The sequence below is a fragment of the Streptomyces sp. 3214.6 genome (assembly GCF_900129855.1).
GTDB classification, from domain to species: domain Bacteria; phylum Actinomycetota; class Actinomycetes; order Streptomycetales; family Streptomycetaceae; genus Streptomyces; species Streptomyces soliscabiei.
The window spans coordinates 7725051-7746112 of sequence record NZ_LT670819.1; the positions used below are offsets into that span (position 1 = coordinate 7725051).

The 21062-nt window shown below is 72.2% G+C and carries 17 protein-coding genes and 1 pseudogene; 13 read left to right on the forward strand and 5 right to left on the reverse strand.

Annotated features, from left to right (window positions below; translation table 11 throughout):
* Positions 1-77 precede the first annotated feature (77 nt).
* Complete coding sequence (locus B5557_RS34980; RefSeq protein ID WP_231976126.1) at positions 78-1205, forward strand: glycosyltransferase family 4 protein; 1128 nt, start codon at positions 78-80, stop codon at positions 1203-1205.
* An 80-nt stretch (positions 1206-1285) separates the two neighbouring features.
* Here the strand turns inward: B5557_RS34980 and B5557_RS34985 are convergent, their stop codons facing one another.
* On the reverse strand, positions 1286-2929 hold the full coding sequence (locus B5557_RS34985; RefSeq protein ID WP_079663226.1) for a PucR family transcriptional regulator: 1644 nt from the start codon (positions 2927-2929) through the stop codon (positions 1286-1288).
* 81 nt (positions 2930-3010) lie between these two features.
* Between B5557_RS34985 and B5557_RS34990 the strand changes: the two genes are divergently transcribed.
* On the forward strand, positions 3011-3970 hold the full coding sequence (locus B5557_RS34990; RefSeq protein WP_079663227.1) for an LLM class F420-dependent oxidoreductase: 960 nt from the start codon (positions 3011-3013) through the stop codon (positions 3968-3970).
* On the opposite strand, the gene B5557_RS34995 is transcribed toward B5557_RS34990, so the two are convergent.
* On the reverse strand, positions 3957-5339 hold the full coding sequence (locus B5557_RS34995) for an FAD-binding oxidoreductase (RefSeq protein WP_079663228.1): 1383 nt from the start codon (positions 5337-5339) through the stop codon (positions 3957-3959). The genes B5557_RS34990 and B5557_RS34995 overlap by 14 nt on opposite strands.
* Before the next feature lie 66 nt (positions 5340-5405).
* Complete coding sequence (locus tag B5557_RS35000) at positions 5406-7208, reverse strand: glycoside hydrolase family 15 protein (RefSeq protein ID WP_079663229.1); 1803 nt, start codon at positions 7206-7208, stop codon at positions 5406-5408.
* 470 nt (positions 7209-7678) lie between these two features.
* Here B5557_RS35000 and B5557_RS35005 point away from each other — a divergent pair, with 470 nt between their 5' ends.
* From B5557_RS35005 to B5557_RS35055, 11 genes are all read left to right on the forward strand, one after another.
* Positions 7679-9361 carry a CTP synthase gene (locus B5557_RS35005; RefSeq protein ID WP_079663230.1) on the forward strand — a complete coding sequence of 561 codons (1683 nt, stop codon included), beginning with the start codon at positions 7679-7681 and terminating at the stop codon, positions 9359-9361.
* A 92-nt stretch (positions 9362-9453) separates the two neighbouring features.
* The gene (locus B5557_RS35010) at positions 9454-10080 is read left to right on the forward strand and encodes an NUDIX domain-containing protein (protein WP_079663231.1); all 627 of its coding nucleotides are present in this window, start codon (positions 9454-9456) and stop codon (positions 10078-10080) included.
* Between the two features lie 187 nt (positions 10081-10267).
* Positions 10268-12361, forward strand: a complete 2094-nt coding sequence (locus B5557_RS35015; protein ID WP_079663232.1) for a tetratricopeptide repeat protein — start codon at positions 10268-10270, stop codon at positions 12359-12361.
* A gap of 145 nt (positions 12362-12506) precedes the next feature.
* Positions 12507-13622, forward strand: coding sequence for an alanine dehydrogenase (ald, locus tag B5557_RS35020; protein WP_099938245.1), 1116 nt, complete (start codon positions 12507-12509; stop codon positions 13620-13622).
* A 413-nt stretch (positions 13623-14035) separates the two neighbouring features.
* Complete coding sequence (locus B5557_RS35025; protein ID WP_079663234.1) at positions 14036-15175, forward strand: ParA family protein; 1140 nt, start codon at positions 14036-14038, stop codon at positions 15173-15175.
* Positions 15160-15750, forward strand: coding sequence for a hypothetical protein (locus tag B5557_RS35030; RefSeq protein WP_079663235.1), 591 nt, complete (start codon positions 15160-15162; stop codon positions 15748-15750). Before B5557_RS35025 ends, B5557_RS35030 begins: the two co-directional genes overlap by 16 nt.
* An 18-nt stretch (positions 15751-15768) precedes the next feature.
* The gene (locus B5557_RS35035) at positions 15769-16815 is read left to right on the forward strand and encodes a segregation and condensation protein A (RefSeq protein WP_079663236.1); all 1047 of its coding nucleotides are present in this window, start codon (positions 15769-15771) and stop codon (positions 16813-16815) included.
* The gene (gene scpB / locus B5557_RS35040; RefSeq protein WP_079663237.1) at positions 16812-17438 is read left to right on the forward strand and encodes an SMC-Scp complex subunit ScpB; all 627 of its coding nucleotides are present in this window, start codon (positions 16812-16814) and stop codon (positions 17436-17438) included. Before B5557_RS35035 ends, scpB begins: the two co-directional genes overlap by 4 nt.
* Entirely contained in the window at positions 17438-18580 is a 1143-nt protein-coding gene (locus tag B5557_RS35045) for a pseudouridine synthase (protein ID WP_079663238.1), read from the forward strand. The genes scpB and B5557_RS35045 overlap by 1 nt, the downstream gene beginning before the upstream one ends.
* Before the next feature lie 118 nt (positions 18581-18698).
* Entirely contained in the window at positions 18699-19418 is a 720-nt protein-coding gene (locus B5557_RS35050) for an NUDIX hydrolase (RefSeq protein WP_079665169.1), read from the forward strand.
* Positions 19415-20434 (forward strand): ADP-ribosylglycohydrolase family protein, encoded by a 1020-nt coding sequence (locus B5557_RS35055; RefSeq protein ID WP_079663239.1) that lies wholly within the window; start codon positions 19415-19417, stop codon positions 20432-20434. Before B5557_RS35050 ends, B5557_RS35055 begins: the two co-directional genes overlap by 4 nt.
* On the opposite strand, the gene B5557_RS35060 is transcribed toward B5557_RS35055, so the two are convergent.
* Together B5557_RS35060 and B5557_RS45465 are read right to left on the reverse strand one after the other, a co-directional pair.
* Entirely contained in the window at positions 20435-20851 is a 417-nt protein-coding gene (locus B5557_RS35060; RefSeq protein ID WP_079663240.1) for a Rieske (2Fe-2S) protein, read from the reverse strand.
* Positions 20848-20988 (reverse strand): annotated as a pseudogene (locus B5557_RS45465) (DUF6529 family protein); the annotation flags it as partial. The pseudogene B5557_RS45465 and the gene B5557_RS35060, both read right to left, overlap by 4 nt.
* Between the last annotated feature and the right edge of the window lie 74 nt (positions 20989-21062).

Sequence of the window (21062 nt, forward strand, 5' to 3'; positions counted from 1 at the left end):
CAGCGGTCCACCCCTCCGCCGGTCCTTCAGTACGTTTCTTCGTGACCGTCCGACGCCGAATCAGGAGCCCCGGCCACGTGAGCAGCCACTCACCGCACGGCCAGTCGCCGCTGCGTACCGTGCAGGTGCTGGGCGGCGGCAACGCCGGCAGCAGCGCGCACGTGCGCTCCCTGGCCGCGGGGCTTGTCGCGCGGGGCGTGCGAGTGACCGTGTGCGCCCCGGCCGAGGCGGATCGCGCCCATGACTTCACGGGTGCCGGAGCCGAACACGTGCACGTGCCACGCAGCAGCGACCCGGGGTCCGTGGCGGCGCTCCGGGCGGCCTGCACCGACGCCGATCTCGTCCACGCGCACGGCCTGCACGCCTCGTTCCGGGCCGTCCTCGCGCTGAGCGGCCGGCGCACCCCGCTCGTCGTCACCTGGCACAACCGGGCGCACGCCGAGGGGGCCCGCGCCCACCTGCTGCGGCTGCTGGAACGGCGGGTCGCGAGGACGGCCGCCGTGGTCCTCGGCACCACCTCCGACCTCGTGGACCGGGCCCGCCGGACGGGCGCCCGCGACGCGCGGCTCGCCGCCGTCGCGCTGCCCCGGCCCCGCCGGGTCGAGGGCCCCGAGGAGCCCGAGCTGCCGGCCTCCAAGCTGCGCGCCGAACTCGGCGCCGTCGGACGCCCGCTGCTCATGGCGGTCGGCTCCCTGGAGCGCCACCGTGGGCACGACCTCCTGCTGGACGCCTCCCGCACCTGGCGCCGACTGGACGCCGGACCGCTGGTGGTGATCGCGGGGGAGGGGCCGCAACGCGCCGAGCTCCAGAGCCGTATCGAGGACGAGGACCTGCCGGTCCGGCTGCTCGGGCGGCGCGATGACGTGAGCGAGCTGCTCGCCGCCGCCGACCTCGCGCTGCTGCCGGGCGGCGGGGAGTCACGGTCGGTCCTGGCACAGGAGGCCCTGCACGCGCGCGTGCCGCTCGTCGCGGCTCTGACCGGCGGCATCCGCGAACTCGTCGGCGACGCGGCCGAACTGGTACCGCCGGGCGACGCCGAGGCCTTCGCCTCCGCCGTGGCACGACTCCTCGGCGACCCCGAACGCTGCGCACTCCTGCGGGACATGGGCGCCCGGCAGGCGGCCACCTGGCCCACGGAGGACGAGACCGTCGCCCAAGTGCTCAGCGTCTACGACGAGTTGACACAGCCCCGGCCGATGATCTGAGGCGACGGCCGCCCGCCTCGCACCTCACGCCTGCCTCACGCCCCGTGCCTCCCTGCCGCACACCCCCCTGCCTCCATGCCTTACGGCACGTGCCGCCGGGCCCGGAGTGCCAGGCTCAACGCCAGAACCGTCTGCGGGTCGTCCAGGTCGGTGCCGAGCAACTCGCCGATACGGGCCAGGCGGTTGTACAGCGTCTGGCGGTTCAGGTGCAGCTCGCGGGCCGTCTCCGCCTTGCGGCCCGCGTGCGCCAAGTACGTCTCCAGGGTGGGCAGCAGGGGCGGCTTGGAGCGGTGGTCGTGGTCGCGGACCGGGCCGATCGCGCGGTCCACGAAGGCCGCCAGGTCGGGGTGGTCGCGCAGCCGCCACAGCAGCAGGTCGATGTCGAGGCGACGGGCGTCGTACCAGGGGCGATCCGGCAGGCCCTGCGCGGCGGTCGCCGTCTCCGCCGCGTGTCTGAGGCCCGCCGACGCTGCCGCCCAGCCGCCCGCGACCCCGACCACCACCACCGGCGGCTGGGCCCCGGGCCGCTGCATCCCGGCCCGTTCCACCCCGGCCCGCAGCGCCGCCGCCACCCGGTCCGCGACCGCGGACCGCTCCGACTCCGACCGCAGACCCAGCAGCACCGGCACCCGGCCCTCCACCGGACGCACCCCCAGCAGCACCGGCACGCCCACCGACGCGAGCTCCTCCGCGACCGCCCGGGCCAGCACCGCCCAGCCCCCGCCGGGGGAGATGCCGTCGCCCAGCCGCATCACGACCGGGAGCAACGGACCGGCGCCCGGCCGGAAGCCGAGGACGCGCGCCTGCGCCGGAGCGTCCTCCGCGGCGATCCGGCCCTCGGCGAGGTCGGTCAGGAAGTCGCCCCGACCGCGCGCCGCGAGTTCCTCCTCCTGGCGGGCCTGCATCAGCACCACGGCCAGGATCCCGGCCGCCCGCTCGGCGGCGATCCGGTGCACGGGAGCGAGCGGGGCGCGCACGGGCAGCAGTACGAGCCGGGCGCGCACCGAACCCACCCCCGGCCCGCCGCCGGGCACGTCCACCAGCACCGAACCGGCGGGCGGCGACGCGTCCTTGTGCGGGTCGCGCAACCCCTCCCACACCTGGAGCGGATCCGCGCCCTGTGGTCCCTCGCCGGCCGCGTACAGGAGTTGCACGTCGGTCGTCTCCAGGAACACCGGGTTGCCGCTGAAGTCCGCCAGGATGCCCAGCACCTGAGGGATCCCGCCCCCGCCGAGCAGGGCCTGCGTGCAGCGGCGGTGCACCTCCTCGGCCCGCTGGAGCAGCGCGTAGTGGCCGTTGACGATCTCGGTGTGGATCTCCTCGGTGACCGTCACGAACGGCACCTCGCGGTGCAGTTGGACCAGGGGCAGACCCATCGTGCGGGCCGTCTCGACCAGGGCGGCGGGCAGCCGGGTGAAGCGCGGGCCCAGCTCGATCACCAGGGCCGCGATGCCCCGCTCGGCCAGCGTGCGCACGAACGCCCGCTGGTCGGCCGGACGGGTGCCGAGGCCGTAGCCCGTGGTCAGCAGCAGTTCGCCACCCTTGAGCAGCGAGGCGATGTTCGGGACCTCGCCCGCGTGCACCCAGCGCACCGTGCGCTCCAGCCGGTCGGCGCCCGCGAGGATCTCGGGCAGGCCGCTGCGCAGGCCGGGCAGCTCCAGCGCGCGCTGCACGGTGATGCCGGCGCCCCGGCTGTCGTAACGGTGGTCCGTGCGGCTGTCCATGCAGCGGACGCTACCTGGGCAGACGTCGCGGCAACATCTGCGGACAGGGTTGGACGGCGCGCGGCGGGGCAGCGGCGGCCCATGGACTTCAGTGTGGTTGCCGTGGCCCGTGAGGACGACAGCCCGGTCGAGGAGCCGCTGCGGGTCGCGGCGCTCGCCGACCGGCTCGGCTACCGGGAGGTGTGGGCGGGCGAGGGGCCGACCTGGGACGCGTTCGTGCTGGCCGCCGCCCTCGGCCGGGTCACCGAGCGGGCGGTGCTGACGGCGGGACCGGTGCCGGTGTCCGTGCGCGACCCGTACACCCTCGCCCGGGGCGCCGCGTCGGTCGCCGCCGTCACCGGCGGACGGGCCGTCGGCGTGGCGCTGGGCACGTCCAGCAAGCGGGTGGTGGAGGGCGTGCACGGGCGGCCCCGGACGCGCCCCGCCGCCGTCCTCGACGAGACCGCGGCAGCCCTGCGGGCGCTGCTGCACGCCCTGCCCGGTGAGCCGGTGGTGCCCCGTAGCGCCTTCCGGCGCCGGCTCCCGCCGCCGGGCGGGCCGCTCACCGTGGCCGCGTTCGGGGACCGTGCGATCGCCGCGGCCGCCGCGCACGCCGACCGGATGCTGCTGGACGTCGTCTCCCCGCAGCAGGTGCGCGAGCTGCGCGGCAAGCTGGACGCGGCGGCCCGCGAGGCGGGCCGTACGCCGCCCGTGCTCGCCGCCTGGCTGCCCGCGGCCGTCGACCCGGAACCCGCCTCGCTCACCCAGGTACTGGGCAGCATCGCCGGATACCTGACCGTGCCCGGATACCGCGAGGTGTTCGTCGAGGCCGGTTTCGCCGAGGCCGTCGAACTCGCCGCGGCCGGCGCCGACCGCGCCGTCCTGGTCCGCGCTCTGCCCTCGGCGGCCGCGGCCACCGTCGGCCTGGTGGGCGACCTGGCCGCCGTGCGCGCCCGGATCGACGCCTATGCCGAGGCGGGGCTCGACGAGATCGCGCTGGTCCCGGCGACGGCCGGTGATCCGGCGGGGGAACGGACGCTGACAGCGCTCAGGCCGGCCTGACGTTGTGGTTGAAGCGGAACACGTTGTCGGGGTCGTAGCGCCGCTTCAGGTCCGCGAGGCGCCGGGTGTTCTCGGCGCCCAGGCCCGCCACGACCCGGTCGGCGCCCTCGTCGCCGATGAAGTTCAGATACACGTCCCCGGTGCTCCACGGGCGGACGTCGGCGCGGACGTCGCGCACCCAGCGGACGCACGCCTCGTCGTCCGCAGGGTCCTCCCAGATGCCGAACGGGTGGACCGCCCACGGGGCGCTGCGGAAGGGCACCGGGTACTCGGCCGGGCCGGCGGCGATCGCGCCGCCCTGCGGCCACAGCACGTGCTGGGTGCCCGTCCCCACGGGCAGGGTGTCCGCGCGGGCGCAGAAGACGTCCACAAGGCCGTCGGGCACGCCCGTCAGATACTCGGCCGACCAGTAGTTCCGCATCCCCGGCGGATCGTCGAGCATGCACTGCACATCGGCGTACGGCATCGCCCCGACGATCTCCGTCTCGTGCGGCAGCGCCAGCAGCGGTTCGGCCAGCTTGCGCATGTCCTCCTCGGCGCCCGCGTACGTCAGCAGCGCGCCGCACACCAGCGTGCCGACCAGGTGCGGCGGCACGAACTCCTCGGGCGGCCCGGTGAAGAACAGGACGCCCCCGGCCGCCTCGTCGGGGCCCGACTCGATGACGTCGCGGTAGGTGCGGACGACCTCGCGGCCGTGCTCGGGCCGGTACAGGACCAACGCGATGGAGAACTCGGGCAGCTCGTACAGCTTCAGGGTGAGGGAGGTGGCGACACCGAAGTTTCCGCCGCCGCCGTGCAGGGCCCAGAACAGGTCGGGGTTCTCGTCGGCGCTGGCGTGCACCCGGCGGGCGTCGGCGGTGACGAGTTCGACGCCGAGGAGGTTGTCGGCGGCCAGCCCGCAGCACCGGTCCAGCCAGCCGGTGCCGCCGCCCAGGACGAAGCCGCCGACGCCGGTGGTGGAGGCCCGGCCGCCGGTCGTGGCCAGGCCGTGGGGCTGGCAGGCACGGTCCAGGTCGCTCATCAGGGCGCCGCCCGCGACCCGTACCGCCTCGTCCGCGGGATCGACCATGACCGCGCGCATGTGCCGCAGGTCGACCACCACGGCCCCGTCGCCCAGCGCCTGACCGGCGACGCTGTGCCCGCCGCCGCGCACCGCGATGTGCAGGTCCAGGTCACGGGCGAAACGGACGGCCCGCACCACGTCGGACTCGTCGACGCACTGGGCGATCACGGCCGGACGGCGGTCGATCATCGCGTTGAACACCGCGCGGGCCTCGTCGTAGCCCACGTCCCCCGGGGCGAACACGTCGCCGACCAGATCCTCGCGCAGCGCGGCGAGGGCCGCGCCCGCCTTCGATGGGGAGGCCATGGGGCGCCCCCTTCCGTGCAGGGGCTGGTCCCCCCAGCGTAGGCGGGCGCGGGTCGTGGGTCCTGTTCAGCCGCCGTAGGCGCCCGAGGCCGTCAGCCGCAGGGCCGTGTCGATCAGGGGGACGTGGCTGAAGGCCTGCGGGAAGTTGCCGACCTGGCGCTTCAGACGCGGGTCCCACTCCTCGGCGAGCAGCCCGAGGTCGTTGCGCAGGGACAGCAGCTTCTCGAACAGCTTGCGGGCCTCGTCCACCCGGCCGATCATCGCGAGGTCGTCCGCCATCCAGAACGAGCAGGCGAGGAAGGCCCCCTCGTCGCCGGGCAGGCCGTCGACGCCCTCGTCGCCGCCCGAGGTCGGGTAGCGCAGGATGAAGCCGTCCGGGGTGGACAGCTCGCGCTGGATCGCCTCGATGGTGCCGATCACCCGCTTGTCGTCCGGCGGCAGGAAGCCCATCTGCGGGATGAGCAGCAGCGACGCGTCCAGCTCCTTCGAGCCGTAGGACTGCGTGAACGTGTTGCGTTCCTTGTCGTAGCCCTTCTCGCACACGTCCCGGTGGATGTCGTCGCGCAGCTCGAGCCAGCGCTCCAGCGGGCCGTCCGCGTCACCGGACTCGATGAGCTTGATCGTGCGGTCGACGGCGACCCAGGCCATGACCTTGGAGTGCACGAAGTGGCGGCGCGGGCCGCGCACCTCCCAGATGCCCTCGTCCGGCTCGTCCCAGTGCTGCTCCAGGTAGCGGATCAGCTTGAGCTGGAGCAGCGAGGCGTAGTCGCTGCGGGCCAGGCCGGTCATGTGCCCCAGGTGCAGGGCCTCGGTGACCTCGCCGTACACGTCGAGCTGGAGCTGGTGCGCGGCGCCGTTGCCGACCCGCACGGGCGCCGAGTTCTCGTAGCCGGGCAGCCAGTCCAGCTCGGCCTCGCCCAGCTCGCGCTCGCCCGCGATGCCGTACATGATCTGCAGGTTCTCGGGGTCGCCTGCGACGGCGCGCAGCAGCCACTCGCGCCAGGCGCGGGCCTCCTCGCGGTAGCCGGTGCGCAGCAGCGAGGACAGGGTGATCGCCGCGTCGCGCAGCCAGGTGTAGCGGTAGTCCCAGTTGCGGACGCCGCCGATGTCCTCCGGCAGCGAGGTGGTCGGCGCGGCGACGATGCCGCCGGTCGGCGCGTAGGTCAGGGCCTTCAGCGTGATCAGCGAGCGGATCACGGCCTCGCGGTAGGGGCCGTGGTACGTGCAGTGCTCGACCCACTCGCGCCAGAAGTCCTCCGTTGCCTGCAGCGACTGCTCCGGCTCCGGAAGCGCGGGCGGCTGCTTGTGCGAGGGCTCCCACGAGATGGTGAACGCGACCCGGTCGCCGGGGGCGACCGTGAAGTCGGCGTACGTCGTCAGCGACTTGCCGTAGGTCTCGCAGTCGGTGTCGAACCACACCGAGTCCGGGCCCGCGACGGCCACCGTACGGCCCTCGTGCTTGTGCACCCACGGGACGACCCGGCCGTAGGAGAACCGCATCCGCAGGGTCGAGCGCATGGGGACGCGGCCCGAGACGCCCTCGACGATGCGGATCAGCTGGGGCGCGCCGTCACGTGGGGGCATGAAGTCGGTCACCCGGACCGTGCCGCGCGGGGTGTCCCACTCGGACTCCAGGATCAGCGAGTCGCCCCGGTAGGTGCGCCGGGCCGCGCGCGGCGGCTGCGCGTCGGAGGCGTGCGCGGGGCCGAGCCGCCAGAATCCGTGTTCCTCCGTGCCGAGCAGACCGGCGAAGATCGCGTGCGAGTCGAAGCGGGGCAGGCACAGCCAGTCCACTGTCCCGTCACGGCAGACCAGGGCAGCGGTCTGCATGTCTCCGATGAGTGCGTAGTCTTCGATGCGCCCGGCCACGTGCAACTCCAGTCGAACGGCCACGTCACCCCCCACGAACACGAGGGGCTGTCGCTTATTGCGGTCAAGGGGTCGTTGTAATGCGTCGTTGAGCGTTGAAGCAAAGCAGTCGCTCACCCGTACAGGCAACACGCCAATTACTGCTCAACGAACTGACGAGCTCTCGTTGTTCCGGGGGATACGGGCGGGGGTGTGCCGTCTTGTCCGGCCCGGCTCGTCAGCGAGTGTCCGAGCAGGATACGACGCACGTAGATGATCTGCGTGCCGCTCCGGACAACGCGGGTGGGCCGAACGGGTGAGCAGCGGGTGAGGAACCGGTGCGGAAACGTCCAGGCGTGTCGGTGCGTGCGCGGAGCGTGGCCGGAAGCCAGGTCTCCGAGGCGCTGATACCCTGGTAGCCCGTGGACCGGTGGTCTCGAAGCCCCCGAACCGCACCCCCAAATCGCGACCACGGGAGCCCCCTCTTGGCCATGCAGCCCGCTGCTTTTCGAAACAGCACAGCCACGACGACCAAGCACATCTTCGTCACCGGGGGTGTCGCCTCCTCTCTCGGCAAGGGCCTGACGGCCTCCAGCCTCGGCATGCTGCTCAAGGCCCGGGGTCTGCGCGTCGTGATGCAGAAGCTCGACCCGTATCTGAACGTCGACCCGGGCACGATGAACCCCTTCCAGCACGGTGAGGTGTTCGTCACGAACGACGGCGCCGAGACCGACCTGGACATCGGCCACTACGAGCGCTTCCTCGACCGCGATCTCGACGGCTCGGCCAACGTCACGACCGGCCAGGTCTACAACACGGTGATCGCCAAGGAGCGGCGCGGCGAGTACCTGGGCGACACCGTGCAGGTCATCCCGCACATCACCAACGAGATCAAGCACCGCATCCGCCGGATGGCGACGGACGAGGTGGACGTCGTCATCACCGAGGTCGGTGGCACGGTCGGCGACATCGAGTCGCTGCCGTTCCTGGAGACCGTCCGCCAGGTCCGGCACGAGGTCGGCCGGGACAACGTGTTCGTGGTCCATATCTCTCTCCTTCCCTACATCGGCCCGTCCGGTGAGCTGAAGACGAAGCCGACCCAGCACTCGGTCGCGGCCCTCAGGAACATCGGTATCCAGCCGGACGCGATCGTGCTGCGCTGCGACCGGGAGGTGCCGACCGCGATCAAGCGCAAGATCTCGCTGATGTGCGACGTCGACGAGGCCGCCGTGGTCGCCTGCCCCGACGCCCGCTCGATCTACGACATCCCCAAGACTGTGCACGGCGAGGGCCTGGACGCCTATGTCGTCCGCAAGCTGGACCTGCCGTTCCGCGATGTGGACTGGACGACCTGGGACGACCTGCTCGACCGCGTCCACAACCCGGACCACGAGATCACCCTCGCGCTGGTCGGCAAGTACATCGACCTGCCCGACGCCTACCTCTCGGTCACCGAGGCGCTGCGCGCCGGCGGCTTCGCCAACAAGGCCCGCGTGAAGATCAAGTGGGTCACGTCGGACGACTGCAAGACCCCGGCGGGCGCCAAGGCACAGCTCGAGGACGTCGACGGGATCTGCATCCCGGGCGGCTTCGGCGACCGCGGTGTGCTCGGCAAGGTCGGCGCGATCAGGTACGCCCGCGAGAACAAGATCCCGCTGCTCGGCCTCTGCCTGGGTCTGCAGTGCATCGTGATCGAGGCCGCGCGCAACCTGGCCGACATCCCCGACGCCAACTCCACCGAGTTCGACTCGGCCACCGGCCACCCGGTCATCTCCACCATGGCCGAACAGCTCGACATCGTCGCCGGCGAGGGCGACATGGGCGGAACGATGCGCCTGGGCATGTATCCGGCCAAGCTGGCCGAGGGTTCCATCGTGCGTGAGGTGTACGACGGCAAGGAGTACGTCGAGGAGCGGCACCGGCACCGTTACGAGGTGAACAACGCCTACCGCGGCGAGCTCGAGAAGAAGGCGGGCATCCTGTTCTCCGGCACCTCGCCGGACGGCAAGCTCGTCGAGTACGTCGAGTACCCGCGTGACGTCCACCCCTACCTGGTCGCCACGCAGGCGCACCCCGAGCTGCGCTCGCGGCCCACGCGTCCGCACCCGCTGTTCGCCGGCCTGGTGAAGGCGGCGGTCCAGCGGACGGCCGAGGCGGGGAAGGCTTCGAAGTAACACACCGGTTGTACGGTGGCCGGGGTGCAAACCTTCAAGGGTTGGCGCCCCGGTTTTCGTTTGCGCAGGTGGCACGTGGAAGGACGCACGGCATGACGATCAAGGACACCCCCGAGGCGTGGGAGATCCGGGCCACCCAGACCCCCTTCGTGGGCAACAAGACCTCCGTCCGCACCGACGAGGTGGTCATGCCCGACGGCTCGGTGGTCCGCCGGGACTACCAGGTACACCCCGGCTCGGTGGCCGTCCTCGCCCTCGACGCCGAGGACCGGGTGCTGCTCATCAAGCAGTACCGCCACCCCGTGCGGCAGAAGCTGTGGGAGATCCCGGCGGGTCTGCTCGACGTCCCCGGCGAGAACCCGCTGCACGCTGCCCAGCGCGAGCTGTACGAGGAGGCGCACGTCAAGGCCGAGGACTGGCGGGTGCTCACCGACGTGTACACGACTCCCGGCGGCTGTGACGAGTCCGTGCGGATCTTTCTCGCCCGGGGCCTGTCCGAGGCGGACGGGGAGCGTTTCGCAGTGGAGGACGAGGAGGCCGACATGGAGCACGCGCGGGTGCCGGTCGGCGAACTCGTCAGGGCGGTCCTCGCGGGCGACGTGCACAACAACTGCCTCGTGGTGGGCGTGCTGTCGCTGGCGGCCGTCCGCGCCGGGGACGGCGTCGAGGCGCTGCGCCCGGCGGAGGCGCCCTGGCCGGCGCGTCCGTTCGAGGCCTGAACGCACCGAGGCCGGAAACCCGCCCCCATCGTCGACAGTGTGACGATCGGCTGATCCGATCGGGGGACGTCCCCGCCGTGCCCGCCGTGCTCCTCCCGGAACGTCGCAGAGCGTGAACTAGGCTCTGGAATCGCCCGATCCGGAGTCCCGGCGGGCTTGCGTGTGCGGTGGGACGGGAGTGTGGCCCGTGACGGATCAGGCAGTGGACACAGGCGGCGTGCAGCTGTCGGGACACGCTGCGCCAGAGGGCCATTTCCTGGGCCGCACCCGGGAGTTGAAGGAACTGCGCGCCGACATCGAACGCGCAGGGCTGGACACCATCTCCGGCAAGAAGGCTCCGCGCGCGCGGGTCCTGCTCATCGCCGGCCGGCCCGGCTCGGGGCGTACGGCACTCGCCGAGGAGCTCGTCCGGCAGGTCGCCGGCCGCTACCGGGACGGCGTGCTGCGCGCCCGCCTCGCCGAGCCCGACGGCACGCCCGTGCCCGTCGAGCGCGCCGCCCGTGAACTGCTCGCCGCGCTGGACGTGCCGGCCCCGCCCGGCGCCGACGAGGACGACCTCGCGGCCCTGCTGCGCGAAGCCCTCGCCGAGCGGCGCGCGCTGCTCCTGCTCGACGACGCGACCGGCGCCGAACAGGTCGACGCACTGCTTCCGGACACTCCTCAGTGCCTGCTGGTCGCCGTCTCCGCCGGACCGCTCACCGGCATCGCGGACGTCCGCCCCTGCACCCTGGGCGGCCTGGACACCAAGTCAGCCCTCGACCTGCTGACCGGATACACCGGCTCCGTGCGCATCACCGTCGACCCGCGCTCCGCCGAGCACCTCGTGGAGGCCTGCCAGGGCCAGCCCGCCGCGCTGATCCTGGCGGGCGGCTGGCTCGCCGCCCGCCCGCAGGCCGCTGTCGCCGACCTCGCCAAGCAGCTCAACGCCGAGGGCGACGAGGGCACCCCGCTCAGCCGGGTCTTCCGGCTCGTGCACGCCGCGCTGCCCGCCCCCGCCGCCCGGATACTGCGCCTGCTCTGCCTCGCCCCGGCCGGCCTGGTCGACCCGCACACCGCCTCCGCGCTCGCCGGCTGCTCGGTGGGCGCCGCCCACACCGCCCTCGACGACCTCACCGCGCTCGGCCTGCTGCGGGCCGTGGACTCCCCACTGCCCCAGTACGAGGTCCCCGGCTGCCTGTACCCCCTGCTGCGCGCCGCCGCCGAGACCCATGACCGCCCTGCCGAGCTCCAGCTGGCCCGCGCCCGCATGCTGGAGCGGACGGTGCGGCTGCTGCAGTCCTGCCGGGCCGTCACCGAGACCGACAACCCCCAGGCCCGCGAGAAGCTCCAGGGCATGCCCCGCGCCCTGCGCTTCCCCACCCCGCGCGCGGCCGCCGACTGGCTGCGGGCCCGCCGCCCGGCCCTGCTCGCCTCGGCCCGTCTGGCGGTCGCCGACGGGGAGCTGGACACCCTTGCCCGCCGCCTGATGTCCCAGCTGGTCAGGGCGATGGTCGCGCACTTCGGCACCCAGGGCGCCGCACCCGACCTGTACGGCGTCCACCAGCTCGTCCTGGACGTCGCCGAGCGGCGCGGCCTGCCCCGCGAGCGGGCGGCCGCCCTGCTGAACCTGGCCGACGTGGACGCCAGGACCGGCCGCACCGCGGAGGCGCTGGTGCGCTACCGGGCCGCGCTGGACGCCGGACGCGAGGCGAACGACCCGTACGCGATCGGGCGCGCGATGGAATCCGTAGGCGGCGCGCATCTGGAGCTCGGGGACTACGACCGGGCCGCCGACTGGTTCGGCCGGGCCCTCGCCCAGCGCCTGGCGCGCGACGAGCGCGCGGACGCCGCCCGCCTCTACGGCCGTATCGCCACCGCGCACACCTACGCGGGCCGCTACGGCGAGGCGCAGCGGGCCTGGCGGGCCGCGGCGGCCGGGCACCGCAAGAACGGCGACGTCGGCGCGCACGCCCGGGCGTTGAGCGAGCTGGCGAGGGTCCAGGAGTACGCCGGCCGCCCCGAGGAGTCGCTGCGGACCTGCCAGGAGGCCGTGGAGTGGGCCCGGCGGGCCGAGGACACGCGGCTGCAGGCCGCCGTGCAGCTGAGGCTGGCCGACACCCTGGAGCGTCTCGGCGACCCGGTGGCGGCCCGCCTGCACCGGGGCGCGGCCGAGCGCATCCTGGGAGAGGAGCTCCCGGACCGCGAGCCGGAGCCGGAGCCGCAGGAGCGGCCAGGACAGCCGGAACGGCTGGAACACGGCGCTAACACCTGCGAAATCCGCAGTACACCCGCTGGAGATTGATGCAATGAAAGGCTAGACAGCGGGAACGCCTTCATTAAACTGGCTCTGCCGCACGTTCTCCTGCGGTGCATCCCGGTGTGCCCTATACCTCCGGGTATGTCTTTGCTGTACCCCCACACCCTCTGAGCCAAGGACCGTGATCGACGTGAAGGTCGGCATCCCCCGCGAGGTCAAGAACAACGAGTTCCGGGTGGCCATCACCCCCGCCGGTGTGCACGAGCTCGTGCGCCACGGCCACCAGGTCGTCATCGAGCGGGGCGCCGGCCTCGGCTCGTCGATCCCGGACGAGGAGTACATCGCCGAGGGCGCCCGGATCCTGGACACCGCCGACGAGGTCTGGGCCGACGCCGACCTGCTGCTCAAGGTCAAGGAGCCGATCGCCGAGGAGTACCACCGCCTCCGCAAGGACCAGACGCTCTTCACGTACCTGCACCTGGCCGCCTCCAAGGAGTGCACCGACGCGCTCATCCAGTCCGGCACCACGGCGATCGCCTACGAGACCGTCGAGCTCCCCAGCCGCGCCCTGCCGCTGCTCGCGCCGATGTCCGAGGTCGCGGGCCGGCTCGCCCCGCAGGTCGGCGCCTACCACCTGATGCGCTCGGTCGGCGGCCGCGGTGTGCTCCCCGGCGGCGTCCCCGGCACCCAGCCGGCGCGGGCCGTCGTCATCGGCGGCGGTGTCTCCGGCTGGAACGCCACGCAGATCGCCGTCGGCATGGGCTTCCATGTCACGCTGCTCGACCGCGACATCAACAAGCTGCGCGAGGCCGACAAGGTCTTCGGCACCAAGGTCCGGGCGATCATGTCCAACGCCTTCGAGCTCGAGAAGGCGGTCCTGGACGCCGACCTCGTCATCGGCGCCGTCCTCATCCCGGGCGCCAAGGCCCCGAAGCTGGTCACCAACGAGCTCGTGTCCCGGATGAAGCCGGGAAGTGTCCTTGTCGACATCGCGATCGATCAGGGCGGTTGCTTCGAGGACTCCCGTCCGACCACTCACGCCGAGCCGACCTTCCCGGTCCACAACTCGGTCTTCTACTGCGTCGCCAACATGCCCGGCGCGGTCCCCAACACCTCCACCTACGCCCTCACCAACGCCACGCTGCCCTACATCGTCGAACTCGCCGACCGGGGCTGGGTGGAGGCGCTGCGCCGCGATCCCGCGCTGGCCAAGGGCCTCAACACCCATGACGGCAAGGTCGTTTACCGCGAGGTCGCAGAGGCGCACGGACTGGAGCACGTGGAGCTGGAGACCCTGCTCGGCTGAGCCGCCCACGCCCTCGAACGGCCAAGTCGGCGCTGGAAAAAAGCGATACGTCAACAGAGTCCGTCAACCTCGCGCACCCGGCCGGACCTTGCCCGACAAGGTCCGGCCGGATGTGTGTATGGTCACTTTGCGGCTCTCGGTCAACTCGCCTCGAACGTAACCCTTCGACCGATTCGCACACCGGTGAAACCTGCCGTGCGACGGCCGTACGCCCTTGACAGCGGGATGTTTCATTGCCGACACATCGGGCCGGGTCCGGCGGATTGTGTTGCTGCGGACGCCCGACACGCCATAGAGTCGCCAACCGTCGGCATGGTGCCACGCTGACCTTGTCTAGAAGTTTCCTGGTCACCAAGGAGGTAAGACGACTTGTGAATGAGTCGACATTTTCTCCCGGGGGTGGTCATCCAGGAATGCCTACGCGGGGCCCGGGTTCCGCGGGGCTCGAGGCTGTCGGCTCCGTCGCTGTCCGAACCTTCGCAGCCCATCAGAGCCAGACCAGCCCCCTATTGGCTCAGCCAGCACTTTCCCAGAGCATGGATGGCCATCACGTGAACGCCATGGCCGGCGACGGAAGTGGCGCGCCCCACAACCACTTCGCCGACTACGACGAACTGCCCGACGGGCACTTCTACGATCCCGATGCCGAGTACGAGCCGGACCCGGAGTACGCGGCCACGCTCGCGCCCGACGCGGCCCGACAGCGCCGTGAGCGCGTCGGTCCGACCGGACGCCCGCTGCCGTACTTCCCGATCCCGGGCCCGCTGACCCAGCACGGTCCCGCGACGATCATCGCGATGTGCAACCAGAAGGGCGGCGTGGGCAAGACGACGTCGACCATCAACCTGGGTGCCGCGCTCGCCGAGTACGGCCGTCGTGTGCTGCTCGTGGACTTCGACCCGCAGGGCGCGCTGTCGGTCGGTCTCGGCGTCAATCCGATGGAGCTCGACCTCACCGTCTACAACCTGCTCATGGAGCGGGGCATGGCGGCGGACGAGGTGCTCCTGAAGACGGCGGTCCCCAACATGGACCTGCTGCCCAGCAACATCGACCTGTCGGCCGCCGAGGTCCAGCTGGTCTCCGAGGTCGCGCGCGAGTCCACGCTCCAGCGTGCGCTCAAGCCGCTGATGGACGACTACGACTACATCGTCATCGACTGTCAGCCCTCGCTCGGCCTGCTCACCGTCAACGCTCTCACGGCGGCGCACAAGGTGATCGTGCCGCTGGAGTGCGAGTTCTTCGCCCTCCGAGGTGTGGCGCTGCTCACCGAGACCATCGAGAAGGTCCAGGAGCGGCTCAACCCGGAGCTGGAACTCGACGGGATCCTCGCCACGATGTACGACTCGCGCACCGTGCACAGCCGTGAGGTGCTCGCACGGGTCGTCGAGGCGTTCGACGACCACGTCTACCACACGGTCATCGGGCGCACGGTCCGCTTCCCGGAGACCACGGTCGCCGGTGAGCCGATCACCACGTACGCCTCCAACTCCGTCGGCGCCGCCGCCTACCGTCAGCTCGCCAGGGAGGTGCTCGCCCGGTGTCACGCCGAGTGAGTCTGCCGGGGGCCGACGAACTCTTCCGTACGACAGGGGGAATGGCGCTCCAGCCGTCCGCGCCCCGGCGCTCCGCCAACGGTGAGGCGCGGGTGCCCGCGCCGGCCGGCGAGAGCGACGGGGTGGCGGCCGGCGGTGCGCAGGACGCGCCGCAGGCCGTGCCCGCGCAGGGCGGTGACGGCGAGGGCGCCGAGCACGCGGCGGCCGAGGCGGGCCAGAGCGACGCCGGGGAGTCCCGTACCCGGGGCGCCGCCGGGGAGCGCTCGGAACGCCGTCAGGGCGCGCAGGAAGGTTCTGCCGCGGACGCCTCCGGCGATGGGCAGCCGCGCAAGCGCGGGGGCCGGGCGGCCGCCCGACGGCCCAGCGGCCGGGAGCGGCACGACGAGAAGATCACCGTCTATGTCTCCGCCGAGGAGCTCATGGACCTGGAGCACGCCCGGCTGGTGCTCCGCGGCGAGCACGGGCTGGCCGTGGACCGGGGCCGCATCGTCCGCGAGGCGGTCGCCGTGGTCCTCGCCGACCTGGAGAGCCGCGGGGACGCGAGCATCCTCGTACGACGACTGCGCGGGCGCTAGCGGTAGCCTGCGGGGGCCATGACCTCGAACGACGTCCCAGCCCCCGGCCCCGGCGCAGCAGCCGGCCGTCGGCGTGCGCTGGGGCGGGGACCGGGGACGGCGCCTGATCCGACTCCGGTTCCGGTTCCGGCCCCGACTCCGGTTCCGGTGCCGGTTCCGGTTCCGGTGGAGGAGCCGGTACCCGATGCTGCGGAAACGGTTGCTCCGCCACCCGCTTCCGAGCCCCGGGAAGCTTCCGAGCCCAGGGAAGCCCCCGACGGTGTCTTCAAGGTCCGGCTCGCCAACTTCGAGGGGCCTTTCGACCTGCTCCTCCAGCTGATCTCCAAGCACAAGCTGGACGTCACCGAGGTCGCGCTGTCCAAGGTCACCGACGAGTTCATGGCGCACATCCGGGCCATGGGGCCGGACTGGGACCTCGACCAGACGACCGAGTTCCTGGTCGTGGCCGCCACCCTGCTCGATCTGAAGGCGGCCCGGCTGCTGCCCGCCGCGGAGGTCGAGGACGAGGCCGACCTGGCGCTGCTGGAGGCCAGGGACCTGCTGTTCGCCCGCCTGCTGCAGTACCGGGCCTACAAGCAGGTCGCCGACATCTTCACGCACCGGCTGGAGCACGAGGCCCGCCGCTACCCCCGTACCGTCGGCCTCGAACCGCACCACGCCGAGCTGCTGCCCGAGGTGGTCATCAGCATCGGGGCGGAGCGGTTCGCCAAGCTCGCGGTCAAGGCGATGCAGCCCAGGGCCAAGCCGCAGGTGTACGTCGACCACATCCACGCGCCGCTGGTGAGCGTGCAGGAGCAGGCCCAGATCGTCGTCGCCCGGCTGCGGGAGCTCGGCGAGGCCAGCTTCCGGGTGCTCGTTCAGGACACCGACGACACCCTCACCGTCGTGGCGCGCTTCCTGGCGCTGCTGGAGCTGTACCGGGAGAAGGCCGTCGCCCTGGACCAGGAGACCGCGCTCGGGGAGCTGCTGGTGCGCTGGACCGGTGGGGACGACGACGTGCAGCCGAGGGTCACGGACGAGTTCGACCGGCCGCCCGAGGAGCCCGAGAAGGAGACGAAGACGTGAGCGAGGAGACCGTCGCAGCACTGGACCTCAAGCCGGCCCTGGAGGCCGTCCTGATGGTCGTCGACGAGCCCGCGACCGAGGAGCACCTCGCGAAGATCCTCCAGCGGCCCCGGCGGCAGATCGCCGACGCGCTGCGTGAGCTGGCCGACGAGTACACCGTGCAGGGGCGTGGCTTCGAGCTCAGGCTCATCGCGGGCGGCTGGCGGTTCTACACCCGGCCCGAGTACGCGGCGGCCGTCGAGGGCTTCGTCCTGGACGGGCAGCAGGCCCGGCTCACGCAGGCCGCGTTGGAGACCCTGGCGGTCGTCGCGTACCGCCAGCCGGTCAGCCGCAGCAGGGTCTCCGCGGTGCGCGGAGTCAACTGCGACGGCGTCATGCGCACGCTGCTCCAGCGCGGTCTCGTCGAGGAGGCGGGCGCGGAACCCGAAACAGGTGCGATCCTGTACGTGACGACGAACTACTTCCTGGAGCGGATGGGCCTGCGCGGTCTGGACGAGCTCCCGGAGCTCGCGCCCTTCCTCCCGGAGGCGGAGGCGATCGAGGCCGAGACCCAGGAAGGCGTGCCGTCGTTCGATCCGGACGCTCCGGATTCCGAGGACGCAGACGACAAGACGGAACTTTGATGCGAAGCAGCAGCGGCAGGAACAGCAGCGGAAACAACGGCGGGAGCCGTGGTGGCAACAGCGGCGGCCGCGGCGGCAGCAGCGGTGGCCGTGGTGGCAGCAGCGGTGGCCGCGGTAATTACCGCGGCGCCGGGAACGGCCGCGACGACCAGCAGGGCGGCCGGCCGAAGAAGCCCCGCCCCGAAGAGCGGCGCTACGACGTCGGCCCGGGTGGCACCCACGAGGGGCCGAAGTCCGGGCGCGGCGCCTCCGCGCGCGGCGGCGCCAAGGGCGGGCCCAAGCAGGGCCAGGGCACCGGGCGCGGCCGTTCGGTCCCGGCGACTTCGCGCGAGTACGAGGCGCGGGCCGAGGAGCGCAACCGCGAGCGGTACGCGAACAAGAAGGACGTCAAGCTGCCCAAGACCTTCCCGGGCGCCGAGCAGGAGGGCGAGCGGCTGCAGAAGATCCTCGCGCGCGCGGGCTACGGCTCCCGGCGGGCCTGCGAGGAGCTGATCGAGCAGGCGCGCGTCGAGGTCAACGGCGAGATCGTGCTCGAGCAGGGCAAGCGGGTCGACCCGGAGAACGACGAGGTCAAGGTCGACGGCCTGACGGTAGCGACGCAGTCGTACCAGTTCTTCTCGCTGAACAAGCCGGCCGGCGTCGTCTCCACGATGGAGGACAACGAGGGCCGTCAGTGCCTCGGCGACTACGTGACCAACCGCGAGACGCGGCTGTTCCACGTGGGCCGGCTCGACACCGAGACCGAGGGCGTCATCCTGCTCACCAACCACGGCGAGCTGGCGCACCGGCTGACCCACCCCAAGTACGGCGTGAAGAAGGTCTACCTCGCGCACATCGTGGGCCCGATCCCGCGCGACCTCGGCAAGAAGCTCAAGGACGGCATCCAGCTGGACGACGGGTACGCCAAGGCGGACCACTTCCGGGTCGTCGAGCAGACCGGCAAGAACTACCTGGTCGAGGTGACCCTGCACGAGGGCCGCAAGCACATCGTGCGCCGGATGCTGGCGGAGGCCGGCTTCCCGGTCGACAAGCTGGTGCGCGTCGCCTTCGGCCCGATCACCCTGGGCGACCAGAAGTCGGGCTGGCTGCGCCGGCTGTCCAACACCGAGGTCGGCATGCTCATGAAGGAAGTCGACCTCTAAGCCGACCTCTGAGCCGACCTCTGAGACGGCCTTTAGGGACTCCTGAAGCTTCAAGGGCTTGTGTGTGACCGCACCCCCTTTTTATAGTCGTGGTGACTATAAAAAGGGGGTGTTCGTCATGCCGGGCTACGACAAGCACGCCCACGAGCCCTTCGCCGTCACCGTCGACCTCGCCGTCCTGACCCTGCGCGCGGGCCTTCTGCACGTCCTGCTCGTCGAGCGCGGACAGGAGCCCTACGCCGGCCGGTGGGCACTGCCCGGGGGCTTCGTGCTGCCCGACGAGTCCGCGGAGACGGCCGCCCGGCGCGAGCTCGCCGAGGAGACCGGCCTGAAGGACGTCTCCGGACTCCACCTGGAGCAGTTGCGCACCTACAGCGAACCCGACCGCGACCCTCGGATGCGGGTCGTCTCCGTCGCCTTCGCGGCCCTGCTGCCCGACGCCCCCGAGCCGACCGGCGGCGGCGACGCGGCCCAGGCGCGCTGGCTGCCGTACGACGCTGTCGAACCGCTCGCCTTCGACCACGACCGGATCCTCGCCGACGCCCACGACCGCGTCGGCGCCAAGTTCGAGTACACCTGCCTCGCGACCGCCTTCTGCCCGCCCGAGTTCACCCTCGGCGAGCTCCAGCAGGTCTACGAGACGGTGTGGGGGACCGGGCTCGACCGGCCCAACTTCCGGCGCAAGGTGCTCGCCACCCCGGGCTTCGTCGAAGCCGTGCCCGGCGCCGCACGTCTGACCGGCGGACGCGGCAAGCCCGCCGCCCTCTACCGCGCGGGCACCGCCACCGCGCTCCATCCGCCCCTGCTGCGACCGCCCCGGGAAGGACGTTCCGCATGACCACCTCCACCACCGTCAGGAAGCGTGCCACGGGGTCCCTGCTGGGGCTCGCCCTGGGGGACGCGCTCGGGTTTCCGACCGAGTTCAACGACGTCCCGTCGATCCTCGCCAAGTGCGGGCCGTGGCGGGACATGGAACTGCCCACGCGTGCCTTGGTGTCCGACGACACCCAGATGACGCTGGCGGTGGGGCGCGGACTGCGTGCGGCCATGGACCGCGGGCTGCTCACCCCCGAGGGCCTGGCACAGCCGCTGCGGAAGGAGTTCGTCGACTGGTACCGATCGCCCGACAACAACCGCGCGCCCGGACGCACCTGCCTGGAGGCGTGCGGTCTCCTGGAGCGCGGCATGCCCTGGCAGGACGCCAGCCAGATCGGCTCCAAGGGCTGCGGCGCCAACATGCGCGTCGCGCCCCTCGGGCTCGCCCCCGGGCTCAGCGACGAGCAGCGGGCCGGGGCCGCCCAGCTCCAGTCCGCCCTCACCCACGGGCACCCCACCGCGCTCGCCGCCTCCGACCTCACCGCACACGCCGTGCGGCTGCTCGCACACGGCGCCGACCCCGGCGCACTGCTCGGACTGCTGCGCACCTACGCCCTCGACAACCGCACCCACTACCACCACCGCTGGCTCGGCGACCTGTGGACCCGCAGTCAGGACCCGAGCCCGGAGCACTTCATCGAGCGCGGCTGGGACGACTGCCTGGGTGTGCTGGAGCGCCTCGAGCAGACGCTGCGCGATCCGTCGCCCGAGACCGATCCGTGCCTGGTCGCGGGGGAGGGATGGATCGCCGAGGAGGCGATGGCCGCCGGCCTGCTGTGCTTCCTGCTCTTCCCCGACGAACCGGTGACCGCGCTGCGCCGGGCCGCCTGCTCGTCCGGGGACTCCGACTCCATCGCCTGTCTGGCGGGCGCGTTCGCGGGCGCCTACGCCGGGGCCGACGCCTGGCCGACGGCGTGGGCGGACCGGATCGAGTACCACGGGGAGCTGATGACGCTCGGGGCGCTCTGGGACCAGTGATCACGCCAGCTTGATCGTGCCGCCCGTGACCGTGATCTGCTCCGTGGGCAGCGGCTTCGGCGCCGGACCGCCGGCCACCGAACCGTCGGCGATGTGATATTTGCTGCCGTGGCACGGGCAGTCGATGGTCCCGTCCGCGACCGTGGTCACCGTGCAGCCCATGTGGGTGCAGATCGCGGAGAAGGCCTTGAAGTCGCCCTTCGTCGGCTGGGTGACGACGACCTTCTCGTCCGTGAAGATCTTGCCGCCGCCCACGGGGATGTCGGTCGTCTTCGCCAGTTCCTGGCCGGCGGTGGCCGACGGCCTCCCCGACGAGGACGACGAGCCGCTGCCGCCGCAGCCCGCCGTGAGCGCTGCTGCCGCTGTCGCGCCTCCCGTCGCCAGAAGGACCGTGCGCCGTGTCGCGGGGAGAGTCATGTCGTCACTCCGAAGGTGCGGAAGAGCCAGCGGGTTGAGGCCGGCGGGAGTCGCTCCGAACGGAGCAGCAGCATCCTGGCACCGAAGACGCCGAAGATGAAGCAACCCGGGAAGGAGCGCCATATAACGCGCGTTTCACTCCGGAGCGTCTCAGCGGTCGGGCGACGCGCACCGGTCCCGCGTGGGCTGACTAGGCTGGACGTGCCAACAG

Coding starts and splice junctions, on each gene's coding strand:
- B5557_RS35055 (WP_079663239.1), top strand. CDS start 19,415: ATGACCACCTCCACCACCGTCAGGAAGCGTGCCACGGGGTCCCTGCTG.
- B5557_RS35035 (WP_079663236.1), top strand. CDS start 15,769: ATGACCTCGAACGACGTCCCAGCCCCCGGCCCCGGCGCAGCAGCCGGC.
- B5557_RS35060 (WP_079663240.1), bottom strand. CDS start 20,851: ATGACTCTCCCCGCGACACGGCGCACGGTCCTTCTGGCGACGGGAGGC.
- B5557_RS35010 (WP_079663231.1), top strand. CDS start 9,454: ATGACGATCAAGGACACCCCCGAGGCGTGGGAGATCCGGGCCACCCAG.
- B5557_RS34990 (WP_079663227.1), top strand. CDS start 3,011: ATGGACTTCAGTGTGGTTGCCGTGGCCCGTGAGGACGACAGCCCGGTC.
- B5557_RS35025 (WP_079663234.1), top strand. CDS start 14,036: ATGCCTACGCGGGGCCCGGGTTCCGCGGGGCTCGAGGCTGTCGGCTCC.
- B5557_RS35005 (WP_079663230.1), top strand. CDS start 7,679: ATGCAGCCCGCTGCTTTTCGAAACAGCACAGCCACGACGACCAAGCAC.
- B5557_RS34985 (WP_079663226.1), bottom strand. CDS start 2,929: ATGGACAGCCGCACGGACCACCGTTACGACAGCCGGGGCGCCGGCATC.
- B5557_RS34995 (WP_079663228.1), bottom strand. CDS start 5,339: ATGGCCTCCCCATCGAAGGCGGGCGCGGCCCTCGCCGCGCTGCGCGAG.
- B5557_RS35050 (WP_079665169.1), top strand. CDS start 18,699: ATGCCGGGCTACGACAAGCACGCCCACGAGCCCTTCGCCGTCACCGTC.
- B5557_RS35045 (WP_079663238.1), top strand. CDS start 17,438: ATGCGAAGCAGCAGCGGCAGGAACAGCAGCGGAAACAACGGCGGGAGC.